The following is an 11246-nucleotide window of genomic DNA, read 5'->3' as shown; positions in this document are numbered from 1 at the left end:
TTCGTCAACCGTGGGCCGGCGGGTTGGGCCGATTCGGGTCCTCACCCCACCGCCCGGATACCTCCTGGCCAGGTGACTTGCCCTCGGATGCGGCCTGTTGCGGCGGCGGATACGAGGGATACGGCGAGCCTGGTTGTTGGCCGGGATAGTGACCGGGATACTGACCGGGATACTGACCGGGATAGTTGTGCACCGGCTGTTGGCGATACGGCGGCTGCGGCGGCGGATACCAGTAGGTCGGCGGCTGTTGCGGCGGCCACCCGGGCGCACGCCAACCGGGCGGCGCGCCGTAATCGGGCTGAGTAGGGTGCCGCGGCGGAACACCGTCGCCCCCACCGAACCCCTGGGCGGCCGGAGCATGGTGAGAACCGTTGGCGCCGCTGTTAGCTCGGTCACGGTCCGTCTGCGTCGCCTGGGCGTCGCGGCTCGCCTGCGCGATCGCGGCCTTGAACGCAGGCTCGGGCACCGGCGGGGGCCACGGCTCTCCACGTTCTTTTGCCAGTTCGCCGGGCGTCTTGATAGGCGGTTTGTCCGACGGGATGCGACCACCGAAGTCGTCGAACATGGTCAGTCGGGGCCGCTTCTCGACGTTGGCGAAAATCGACTCCAGCTCGGGACGGTGCAAGGTTTCTTTTTCGAGCAGCTCAGCGGCCAGGGTGTCGAGCACGTCTCGGTATTCGGTGAGAATCTCCCAGGCCTCGGTGTGCGCTGCCTCGATGAGTTTTCGGACCTCCTCGTCGATTTCGCGCGCAACCTCATGCGAGTAGTCCGGCTGTGTGCCCATCGTCCGGCCCAGGAACGGATCACCGTGTTCGGTCCCGTATTTGACGGCGCCGAGCTTGGAACTCATCCCGAACTCGGTGACCATCGCGCGTGCGACCTGGGTGGCCTTCTCGATATCGGATACCGCGCCGGTGGTCGGCTCACGGAACACCAATTCCTCGGCAGCGCGCCCACCCATTGCGAAGACCAGCTGCGCGATCATCTCCGACCGGGTGCGCAGCCCCTTGTCTTCTTCCGGGACCGCCACTGCGTGTCCGCCGGTACGCCCGCGCGCCAGGATCGTCACCTTGTAGATCGGCTCGATATCTGGCATTGCCCACGCCGCCAGCGTGTGGCCGCCCTCGTGGTAGGCGGTGATTTTCTTTTCCAGTTCGCTGATCACCCGCCCCTTGCGGCGCGGTCCGCCGATCACCCGGTCCACAGCCTCTTCCAGAGCAGCGGCGGTAATGACAGTGCCGTTCTCCCGCGCGGTCAGCAGCGCCGCCTCGTTGATGACGTTGGCCAGGTCGGCACCCGACATCCCGACCGTGCGTTTGGCCAGGCCATCCAGATCGGCGTCGGGGGCCATCGGCTTGCCCTTCGCGTGCACATGCAGGATCGCCTTGCGGCCATTGAGATCCGGGTTGGACACGGGGATCTGGCGGTCGAACCGCCCGGGCCGAAGCAGCGCCGGATCGAGGATGTCGGGCCGGTTGGTGGCCGCGATCAGGATGACACCGGCTCGCGGATCGAACCCGTCCATCTCGACCAGCAGCTGGTTGAGCGTCTGCTCACGCTCGTCGTGGCCACCCCCCAGGCCGGCTCCGCGCTGCCGGCCCACGGCGTCGATCTCGTCAACGAAGATGATGCAGGGGCTGTTCTGCTTGGCCTGTTCAAACAGGTCACGCACCCGGGATGCGCCGACGCCGACGAACATCTCGACAAAGTCCGACCCCGAGATCGTGAAAAACGGCACACCCGCTTCACCGGCGACGGCCCGCGCCAGCAATGTTTTACCGGTCCCGGGCGGGCCGTAGAGCAGCACACCCTTGGGGATCTTGGCGCCCAGCGCCTGATACCGGGCGGGGTTGGACAGGAAATCTTTGATCTCGTAGAGCTCCTCGACCGCCTCGTCGACACCCGCAACGTCGGCGAAAGTGGTCTTCGGCATGTCCTTGGACAGCAGTTTGGCGCGTGACTTGCCGAAGCCGAAACCCATCCGTGCTCCGCCCTGCATGCGGGAAAACATGAAGAACAGGCCGACCAGCAGCAGCAGCGGCAGCACGTAGATGAGCAGCGACCCCAGGATGTTGCCCTGGTTGACGACGGTGCTGACCTGGGCGTTCTTGCTGCTCAGCGCATCGAACAGGGGAACGGCGTACCCGCTGGGATATTTGGTGATGACCTTATCGGAACCGTCAGTAGCGGCGTTCCCCTGTTTCAGCGTCAGCCGCAGCTGTTGTTCCCGGTCGTCGATCTGTGCGCTTTTGACGTTGTCACTTTTGATCTGGGCCACCGCCACGGAGGTGTCAACAGGCTTGTACCCGCGAGTGTCGTCGCTGAAATAGAAGAACGACCAGCCGAGCAGCAACACGACGGCAATCGCCGTGAGTGTGCGGATCACGTTTTTCCGGTTCATCCATTATCGGCCGTGCCCGGCCATATCCTTCCCCGATTGCATGCTGCTGGAATAGTTCAGGCTACCGCTTGGTCAACGAACGGCGGTTCCCAGCCGTGCCCGGGGCACCCCAGCCGCGAGGGTGCGTGTCTGTGCGGCGACACGCCGCTGGCAGTGTCCAACCGCGCACGCTCGCGCACAGGGCGATCGGGCACCCGAGAACACGCGAGAATACGCGGGATGAACCCCTTCTCTGCCCGCCGCCGCTGTGCTTTGGTGAGACGGTGCACGCATCGACCCAGCGGTTAGTTGACACCAACGGTGTGCGGCTGCGGGTGTTCGAGGCCGGCGAGCGGGGAGCTCCGGTGGTGGTACTGGCCCATGGCTTCCCGGAACTGGCCTATTCCTGGAGACATCAGATACCCGCACTCGCCGACTCGGGCTACCATGTGCTGGCCCCCGACCAGCGCGGCTACGGCGGATCATCGCGTCCGGAGGCCATCGAAGCATACGACATCCATGCACTGACCGCCGATATTGTCGGCCTGCTCGATGATATCGGCGCTGGGCGTGCGGTCTGGGTCGGCCATGACTGGGGCGCCGTCGTGGCGTGGAACGCGCCGCTGCTGCACCCCGACCGGGTCGCGGCGGTGGCGGGGTTGAGCGTGCCGCCGTTGCCACGTGCACACGTGCCGCCGACGCAGGCCTTCCGCCGGACGTTCGGCGAGAACTTCTTCTACGTTCTCTATTTCCAGCAGCCCGGTGTTGCCGACGCCGAGCTCGACAGTGACCCGGCCCGCACGATGCGGCGCATGATCGGCGGCCTGCGCCCACCCGGTGACGAGGGCGCGGCGGCCCGGATGCTGGACCCCGGCCCGGCGGGCTTTCTTGACCGGCTCCCCGAACCCGCCGCCCTGCCCGACTGGATCAGCCAGGCCGAGCTTGACTATTACGTTGCCGAGTTCGCCCGCACCGGGTTCACCGGCGGATTGAACTGGTACCGCAATTTCGACCGCAACTGGGAGACCACCGCCCACCTCGCCGGTGCCACCACCGCGGTGCCCGCTTTGTTCGTCGCGGGAACAGCCGACCCCGTGCTGGTTTTCACGCGTCGCGACCGGGCGCGTGAGGTGCTCACCGGCCCGTACCGCGAGGTAATGATCGAGGGCGCCGGACACTGGCTGCAGCAAGAAAGGCCCGACGACGTCAACGCGGCCCTGCTGGATTTCCTCCACGGATTGGAGTTGCGATGAATGGACCACTGCGTTTCGGCGTGTTCATCACACCGTTTCATCCCACCGGCCAATCTCCCACAGTGGCACTGGAATACGACTTGGAGCGGGTTGTCGCGCTGGACCGGTTAGGCTTCGACGAAGCATGGTTCGGCGAACACCACTCCGGCGGCTACGAGCTGATCGCCTGTCCGGAGGTGTTCATCGCGGCCGCGGCGGAGCGGACCAAGCACATCCGGCTGGGCACCGGGGTGGTCTCGCTGCCCTATCACCACCCGCTGATGGTCGCCGACCGCTGGGTACTGCTGGATCACCTGACCCGCGGGCGGGTGATGTTCGGCACCGGTCCCGGCGCGTTGCCGTCGGATGCCTACATGATGGGCATCGACCCGGTTGAGCAACGCCGGATGATGCAAGAGTCCCTGGAGGCAATCCTTGCGCTGTTCCGCGCCGCGCCCGGCGAGCGGATCAACCGCCACTCCGACTGGTTCACCCTGCGCGACGCGCAGTTGCACATTCGGCCCTACACCTGGCCGTATCCTGAAATAGCCACGGCCGCAATGATTTCTCCGTCAGGACCACGGCTGGCCGGTCGACTTGGCACATCGCTGTTGTCGCTGTCGATGTCGGTGCCCGGCGGCTACGCGGCGCTGGAAAATGCCTGGGATGTGGTCTGTGAGCAAGCCGCCAAGGCCGGCCACGACGAACCCGACCGTGCCGGTTGGCGCGTGCTCGGGATCATCCATCTAGCCGACAGCCGCGAGCAGGCCATCGATGACTGCGCCTACGGGCTGCAAGACTTCGCCAAGTACTTCGGTGCCGCCGGGTTCGTACCGCTGGCCAACCTCGTTGAGGGCACCCAGTCGCCCCGAGAGTTTGTCGAAGAGTATGCCGCCAAAGGCAATTGCTGCATCGGTACACCCGACGACGCGATCGGCTACATCCAGGATCTGCTCGACCGGTCAGGCGGGTTCGGCACGTTCTTGATGCTCGGCCATGACTGGGCACCGCCGGCAGCCACGTACCACTGCTATGAGCTGTTCGCCCGCAAGGTGATACCGCATTTCAAAGGACAGCTGGAGGCGCCACGAGCATCACATGAATGGGCCGCGGGCATGCGCGAGCAACTGCTGGGTCGCGCCGGTGAGGCGGTGGTGAAAGCCATCAGTGAACACACCGACGAACTGAAGCTGGAAAGCGAGCAGCGCTGATGCGCGCCGCGGTGTTGCGTGCCGGGCAGATGGTGTATCGCGACGATGTGCCCGAGCCGGTGCCCGGGCCGGGCCAGGTGCTGGTGGCAGTGCGGTCCTGTGGAATCTGCGGCTCGGACTTGCATTTCGTCAAGCATGGAGGCGAAGTGCTGGCGCTGAGCGCCGAGGGCGGGCTCGGCGGCATGGGCGCCGGCGGAACGGGTGTCGACCTAAACCGGGATGTGTTCATGGGTCACGAGTTCAGCGCCGAGGTGCTTTATGCAGGGCCTGGCACGCAGACCCATCCGCCCGGCACGCTCGTGACGTCGATCCCGGTACTGCTGTCGGACAAAGGCGTGGAACCGATCGTCTATTCCAACAGCACTGTTGGCGGCTACGCGGAACGGATGCTGCTCTCCGCGCCGCTGCTACTGCCGATTCCGGATGGATTGGACCCGCGGTACGCGGCTTTGACCGAACCGATGGCGGTGGGGCTGCACGCGGTCAACAAGTCGGGTATCGGCCCGGGTGAAGCGGCACTGGTACTGGGCTGTGGACCAATCGGTATGGCCATCATTGCAGCGCTGCAAACACGGAATGTAGAAACCATTGTAGCAGCGGATTTTTCACAGAAGCGCCGTGATCTCGCGATCATAATGGGTGCGCATCAAGCAGTCGATCCCGCGCGCACTTCACCGTTCGACACCGTTACCCCAGCCGTGGTGTTCGAGGCGGTGGGCACACCAGGCATCATCGACGACGTGCTGCGCCGCGCCCGGCCGGGCACGCGTCTGGTCGTGGTCGGGGTGTGCATGGAACCCGATACCGTGCACCCGTTTTTCGCGATCGCCAAAGAAATCACCGTTCAGTTCGTACTCGCCTACTCTCCGGACGAGTTCGCTCAATCGCTGCGCGCGATCGCAGAAGGCGACATCGACGTCGGCCCGCTCATCACCGCCGAGGTGGGCCTCGACGAGATTGGCGCCGCCTTCGACGCGCTGGCCGATCCCGAACAGCACTGCAAGATTTTGGTCACACCCTAAGCTCGGTGCCGCAGGTGTGCTCCCGCCCGAGCGGTGGTGCGCTGAAACAGCCCACCGACATGTAGCGCATTGCTTAACAGCGGGCACCCCTGGCGCGTCTCAGGCCTTCTTACCACACGCATTGCTGACCCGCCCGGTGTGTGAAGCGATCTCAGCGGCGGCGAGCGGTGCTGGTCAAGATGCCGGCCAACGCGTCCAACGCTCCCGGTACAAGACGGTAGTAGGCCCATTTGCCGCGCTGCTCACGTTCGATCAAGCCAGCGTCGACGAGGGTCTTGAGGTGGTGTGACACAGTGGGTTGGGACAGCCCCACGGGAGCGGTCAGATCACAGACGCAGGCCTCAGCATTGGCATGCGCGGCAATCAACGACAACAGCCGCAGTCGTGCCGGCTCCGCGAGCGCTTTGAGCATCCCGGCCAGTCGCTCGGCGGCGGCGCTGTCGAGGACACCACCGGTGATTGTGCCGCAGCACACCGAAAGATCAGCGGCAAGCGGATTGAGTGTGGCCGGACCGCCCTCCATAACCCCGATTCTGCCATATGCATCGACGAATATCGATCCATTGCGGGATTCGACCGGCTCGCCCGAGCTCACCTGGCCACTACCGCGGCGCGCGCGGGCACCACCCCAGGCTCCCGGTCCCGCTGGCTTCCGCACGGGTTCGGAAACGTATTGCAGCGCAACCCTAACGGATCAGAAAACTCCTCCGGCGACCGTGGTCTGGGAGCCGGAGCGGCCCGCCTAGTCCTGGTAGACGCGTGGATCCAGGGTGCCGATATACGGAAGGTCGCGGTAGCGCTCATCGTAGTCCAGGCCGTAACCGACGACGAACTCATTGGGAATGTCAAAGCCCACATAGGCAATGTCGACATTCGCGCGCAGCGCATCGGGCTTTCGCAGCAGCGTGCACACTCGCAGCGAGCGCGGACGCCGGGTGGCCAGATTGCGCAACAGCCAAGACAGCGTCAGCCCGGAGTCGACGACGTCTTCGACGATCAGCGCATCGCGGTCGTTGATGTCGCGGTCGAGGTCCTTGAGGATGCGCACCACGCCCGACGAGGACGTCGAGGATCCGTAGGAGGCGACGGCCATGAACTCAAACTGGGTGGGCAACGGAATAGCGCGGGCGAGATCGGTGCAGAACATCACCGCGCCCTTGAGCACGGTGATCAGCAGCAAATCCTGGCCGCCCGCCGCGGATATCCCGCGGTAATCCATACCGATGTGCGCACCAAGTTCACCGACCCGCGCCTGGATCTGCTCCTCGGTCAGCAGCACCGATTTGATGTCGCCGGGATACAGCTCGCCCGAGTGTGCTGCCACGACCACAGCGTGCCATGCCAACGGTCCCACGACCAAGCAGGGCATCGGTTAATGGTCAAACCGGCTCGGCGCGCAGACTCAGCACGCCGTCACGGCGTCCCACGACCAGCCGCTGGCCCCGCAACGGGGATCCGACAGCTATCCCGCCTTGACCGCGCCAGGCGGTCACCAGCGCGTCCACACCCCGGATCTGCTTGTCGGTCAACCCGGTAGCGCCGCGGGCCAATAGCCAGCTTCGGATGACCCGCCGGCGAACCGGAGCGGGCAGTTCCACCAGCGCGCGGACGTTGAGCCCCTCGGCAGTCATCGCCGCTTCCAGCTGTTGGGCGGCGAGCGTGTCAAGCAGTTCGGTGTCTTCGCGCAATGCCGTCGCAGTGCGCGCGAGCGCCTCGGCGACCCCGCCGCCGAGCACGTCCTCCAGCAGCGGCAGGACCTCCTGGCGCAGCCGGGCCCGGGTGAAGCGGCGGTCACTGTTGTGCGGGTCCCGCCATGGCACCAACCCCAATTCTTCGCACGCGGCATGGGTCACGCTGCGTCGCACACCCAGCAACGGGCGGCACCACGGCGGATCATACGGGCGCATACCGGCGATCGAGCGGGCGCCCGAACCGCGGCCCAGACCCAGCAACACCGTTTCGGCTTGGTCGTCGAGTGTGTGGGCCAACAGCACCGGGGCGTCGTTGCGGGCCGCATCCAGCGCGGCATAGCGCGCTGCGCGCGCCGCCGCCTCCACACCACCCCGCCCACCAACTTGAACGCAAAGCACCTGGGCCTCAACACATCCCAACGCGACAGCCTGTAACCGAGCGGTTTCGGCGACTTCGGCCGAGCCGGCTTGCAGCCCGTGGTCGACGATGAGCGCGGTGGTGGGCCGCAGCGGCGCGGCAACTGCCGTGAGCGCCAACGAGTCCGGACCCGCGGACAGGGCGACGCACCACCGCGCGGCGGTGGCGAGATACGCGTTTGCGAACGAGTCGACAGCCGCGTGCAGCTGCGCTACAGCACCCGATCGATCCATCGTTGCGGGTCTGCGATCTCAGCGGGCAGCGGCAATGCCGCCGGGCCTGACCAGACGGTGTTGAACCGCTCCATCCCGACGCGGCTGACCACGTAATCGACGAATGCCTTGCCGCGGGTGTACTGGCTGATCTTCGCGTCAATACCGAGTACGACGCGCAGCAGCCGCTGCAGCGGTGGTTGCTTGCGGTGACGCCGGTCGTCGAAGCGGCGACGGATGGTCGCTACCGACGGCACCACCATCGGCCCCACGGCGTCCATCACGTAATCGGCATGACCCTCCAGCAACGTGCCCAGCGCCAACAGGTGATCCAATGCTTCGCGCTGCGATTCGGATTGCACAGCACGCAGCAAACCCAATATCCCGGAGCTGCTGGCGCTCGGGTCGTCTCGTGAGTTTCCGAACTCGCCACGGCCACGGACGAAATCGGCGAACCGCCTGACTACCCGCATGATGTCTTCGCCGCTGTCGTGGGTCAGCACACCGAGCGCCTGCGACATGTAGCCGGACAACCACGGACTGGCGGTGAACTGCACGCGGTGGGTCACCTCATGAAGGCATACCCACAACCGGAAGTCAGAGGGCTCGACCCGCAATTGACGTTCGACGGCGATGACATTGGGATACACCAGTAGGAGGCAGCCTCGTTCTCCGGCGCCGAAAGGGTCATATTGGCCAAGGATGCCCGACGCCACGAACGCCAACACCGCACCGGTCTGCGCACCAGCCACCCGGCCCGTGAGAAATCCTCGTGGCTTTTCGGTCCCCCCGGTCATCACCCGCATCGACTCGGCCGCAGAGCGGATCCACTCCGGCCGGTCAACCACACGTGCCTCCGGCGCGTCACCGCCGGTATCCAGCCCAGTCACCTCGCGCACCAGCGGCTCCGCCGCTTTGGCGGCGCTGGTGAGGTCGTCGATGACTTTGCGCCGGGTGTATTCAGTGGCCGGCGGACCTGGGCGGGCCAGCCGTTCCCCGACGGTTGCGGCGAAGCGCCAATCAACTGCGCGTCCGATGGTTAGTTCGGCCGGCGCGGTCATGCTACGCACCCGCATGTCCGCAGCCGGGCGGCCAGGGCGTCGAGCGCCGCGCGACCGGTCGGACCGGCGTCGTTGGAGATAAAAGCAAAGGTCAGTACCCGCCCGCTGCTGTCGGTCACCACCCCGGCCAAGGCGTTGATCCCGGTCAGCGAGCCAGTCTTGGCGCGCAACCACCCTGCAGCATCACCGTTGCTCCCCGGCTCCAGGAAGCGGTCCGAGAGCGTGCCGCTGCCCCCCGCAACCGGCAGCAGATCCAGCAGCGGCCGCAGCGCCGGCTGCCCCGGCCCAGCCGCCGCCTGCATAACCTCATCAAGGGTCTTTGCCGTTAGGCGGTTATCGACCGACAATCCGCTGGAATCTACCAGTGCGGCGCCGGTGGTGTCGATGTGTGCGGTGGTCAACCGGCTGATCACCGCATCGACCGCTCCGGCGAAGCTTCGCGGCCGATGCATAGCTGCTGCCACCTCACGTCCGATGCATTCCGCCATCACGTTATCGGACACACTCATCATCTGGCCCAACCGCTCGATCAGCGGCGCCGAATGCACCGCTGCCAGCTCGCGGGCCGCGGCTGGCGCGACACCAGTGCGCACCGTCGCGGGGTCGACCCCAAGCGCGATGGCGAGGGCGCGGCCCGCGTCCAATGCCGGAGTGTGCGACCGGGTCGAGTCCACGGTCGCCGGCTGGATACGCCCGCCGTCGAGCATCACCGACTCGATTGGGGCGACGTCGCCGCCGTCGATATCTGCCGGATCCCAGCCGGGCGCCATCGTCGGGCCGCTAAATGCCGAGGTATCCACCTGAACGGCCGTCGGCCGAATCCCACTTCGGCGAACCTGGTCGGCCAGGTCACTGATCCGCGCCGCACCCGGATACCAGCTGGCCTGATCCGGCGGCGCCGCCGACAGCGTCGGATCACCGCCGCCGACCAGCACGACGACCCCCGGCTGGCGCGCCTGATCGGCGGCTACGACCCGGGTGGTGACACGGGCTTCGCGGTCCAGTGTCAATAACGCTGCGGCCGCGGTGAGAACCTTGTTCGTCGACGCCGGCTGCATCGGCATATCGGATTGCTGCTGCCAGAGCTGTTTGCCGGTGAGTGCGTCGCTAACCCGCCCCCCCAACCTGCCCAGATTCGGATCAGCAAGGTGAGCTGCCAGCGTTGTCGCCAGCCCCTCCTCGGTCGGTACCGGGGCGGTGGCTGTGACAGGCACCACTCCCGGGGCGGCGGTGGCCGCATGTGGCTCCGGCGCGATCCGCGTGTGCTTAGTCCCGTGGTCACCAGCGGTGAGGAAGGCTGCTGCCACCACCGCGGCAGCGACCACCGCCGACACGGCTACCCCGATGACGTGGGTAGATCGTCGCCACCGCCTGGGACACATGACTCTCCTGCCTCTTTGCTCCCATTTTGCCGAACCGATCCGGGACCGACGACGCGGTCGACAACCGTTCAAAAGCGCTCCACTAAGGTGGAGTCCCGACAACTGAGGCAAGGAGCCAGCACGTGGAATTAGACGTAGTCATCGAAATCCCCAAAGGGCAGCGAAACAAATACCAGGTCGACCACCAGACGGGGCGGGTTTACCTGGACCGCTACTTGTTCACGGCGATGGAATACCCGACGGACTACGGGTTTATCGACGAGACCCTCGGCGAAGACGGTGACCCGCTCGACGCCATGCTGCTGCTACCCGAACCTCTGTTTCCCGGGGTGCTGGTCAAAGCGCGGCCAGTGGGAATGTTCCGGATGAGCGACGAAGCCGGTGGCGACGACAAGGTGCTGTGTGTCCCGGCCGGCGACCCCCGATGGGATCACATCAAAGACATCGGTGATGTCTCGACCTTCGAGTTGGACGCCATCAAGCACTTCTTCGTGCACTACAAAGACCTGGAGCCAGGCAAATTCGTCAAGGCTGCCGACTGGGTCGGCCGCGCAGAAGCCGAAGCCGAAGTGCTGCGATCGCGGGAACGATTCCAGACCAGCGGACACTGAGCAGCGAGTATTGGTCCACGCGGCGC

10 protein-coding genes are annotated in these 11246 nt (G+C 65.8%); 4 read left to right on the top strand and 6 right to left on the bottom strand.

Annotated elements, in window-relative coordinates; translation table 11 throughout:
• Nucleotides 1-4 precede the first annotated feature (4 nt).
• Entirely contained in the window at nt 5-2401 is a 2397-nt protein-coding gene (ftsH, locus tag G6N08_RS07575) for an ATP-dependent zinc metalloprotease FtsH (RefSeq protein ID WP_163755739.1), read from the bottom strand.
• A gap of 263 nt (nt 2402-2664) precedes the next feature.
• Here ftsH and G6N08_RS07570 point away from each other — a divergent pair, with 263 nt between their 5' ends.
• The 3 genes from G6N08_RS07570 to G6N08_RS07560 are packed head-to-tail and all read left to right on the top strand — an operon-like array spanning nt 2665 to nt 5845.
• Complete coding sequence (locus G6N08_RS07570; protein ID WP_163755737.1) at nt 2665-3633, top strand: alpha/beta fold hydrolase; 969 nt, start codon at nt 2665-2667, stop codon at nt 3631-3633.
• Nucleotides 3630-4823, top strand: coding sequence for an LLM class flavin-dependent oxidoreductase (locus G6N08_RS07565; RefSeq protein WP_163755735.1), 1194 nt, complete (start codon nt 3630-3632; stop codon nt 4821-4823). Before G6N08_RS07570 ends, G6N08_RS07565 begins: the two co-directional genes overlap by 4 nt.
• Complete coding sequence (locus G6N08_RS07560) at nt 4823-5845, top strand: zinc-binding dehydrogenase (protein WP_163755733.1); 1023 nt, start codon at nt 4823-4825, stop codon at nt 5843-5845. The genes G6N08_RS07565 and G6N08_RS07560 overlap by 1 nt, the downstream gene beginning before the upstream one ends.
• 151 nt (nt 5846-5996) lie before the next feature.
• On the opposite strand, the gene G6N08_RS07555 is transcribed toward G6N08_RS07560, so the two are convergent.
• The 5 genes from G6N08_RS07555 to dacB form a co-directional block, all read right to left on the bottom strand.
• On the bottom strand, nt 5997-6368 hold the full coding sequence (locus G6N08_RS07555) for an ArsR/SmtB family transcription factor (protein WP_163755731.1): 372 nt from the start codon (nt 6366-6368) through the stop codon (nt 5997-5999).
• Nucleotides 6369-6587: 219 nt separating this feature from the next.
• Complete coding sequence (gene hpt / locus G6N08_RS07550; protein WP_163755729.1) at nt 6588-7214, bottom strand: hypoxanthine phosphoribosyltransferase; 627 nt, start codon at nt 7212-7214, stop codon at nt 6588-6590.
• A gap of 10 nt (nt 7215-7224) precedes the next feature.
• A complete protein-coding gene (gene tilS, locus G6N08_RS07545; RefSeq protein WP_163755727.1) occupies nt 7225-8187 on the bottom strand; it encodes a tRNA lysidine(34) synthetase TilS in 963 nt (320 codons plus the stop codon).
• Nucleotides 8166-9227, bottom strand: coding sequence for an Rv3626c family coenzyme F420 biosynthesis-associated protein (locus G6N08_RS07540; protein WP_163755724.1), 1062 nt, complete (start codon nt 9225-9227; stop codon nt 8166-8168). Before G6N08_RS07540 ends, tilS begins: the two co-directional genes overlap by 22 nt.
• Nucleotides 9224-10609 carry a D-alanyl-D-alanine carboxypeptidase/D-alanyl-D-alanine endopeptidase gene (gene dacB, locus G6N08_RS07535; RefSeq protein WP_163755722.1) on the bottom strand — a complete coding sequence of 462 codons (1386 nt, stop codon included), beginning with the start codon at nt 10607-10609 and terminating at the stop codon, nt 9224-9226. The genes G6N08_RS07540 and dacB overlap by 4 nt, the downstream gene beginning before the upstream one ends.
• Before the next feature lie 122 nt (nt 10610-10731).
• Here dacB and G6N08_RS07530 point away from each other — a divergent pair, with 122 nt between their 5' ends.
• Complete coding sequence (locus G6N08_RS07530; RefSeq protein WP_163755721.1) at nt 10732-11220, top strand: inorganic diphosphatase; 489 nt, start codon at nt 10732-10734, stop codon at nt 11218-11220.
• The last annotated feature ends 26 nt before the right edge of the window (nt 11221-11246 follow it).

The sequence above is a fragment of the Mycobacterium botniense genome (assembly GCF_010723305.1).
In the GTDB taxonomy this organism is placed as follows: Bacteria; Actinomycetota; Actinomycetes; order Mycobacteriales; family Mycobacteriaceae; genus Mycobacterium; species Mycobacterium botniense.
The sequence above is the reverse complement of the archived record's forward strand: the minus strand, read 5'-3'. Positions and strand labels throughout refer to the sequence as shown.

Coding starts and splice junctions, on each gene's coding strand:
- ftsH (WP_163755739.1), bottom strand. CDS start 2,401: ATGAACCGGAAAAACGTGATCCGCACACTCACGGCGATTGCCGTCGTG.
- G6N08_RS07565 (WP_163755735.1), top strand. CDS start 3,630: ATGAATGGACCACTGCGTTTCGGCGTGTTCATCACACCGTTTCATCCC.
- G6N08_RS07560 (WP_163755733.1), top strand. CDS start 4,823: ATGCGCGCCGCGGTGTTGCGTGCCGGGCAGATGGTGTATCGCGACGAT.
- G6N08_RS07555 (WP_163755731.1), bottom strand. CDS start 6,368: ATGGAGGGCGGTCCGGCCACACTCAATCCGCTTGCCGCTGATCTTTCG.
- hpt (WP_163755729.1), bottom strand. CDS start 7,214: ATGCCCTGCTTGGTCGTGGGACCGTTGGCATGGCACGCTGTGGTCGTG.
- tilS (WP_163755727.1), bottom strand. CDS start 8,187: ATGGATCGATCGGGTGCTGTAGCGCAGCTGCACGCGGCTGTCGACTCG.
- G6N08_RS07540 (WP_163755724.1), bottom strand. CDS start 9,227: ATGACCGCGCCGGCCGAACTAACCATCGGACGCGCAGTTGATTGGCGC.
- dacB (WP_163755722.1), bottom strand. CDS start 10,609: ATGTGTCCCAGGCGGTGGCGACGATCTACCCACGTCATCGGGGTAGCC.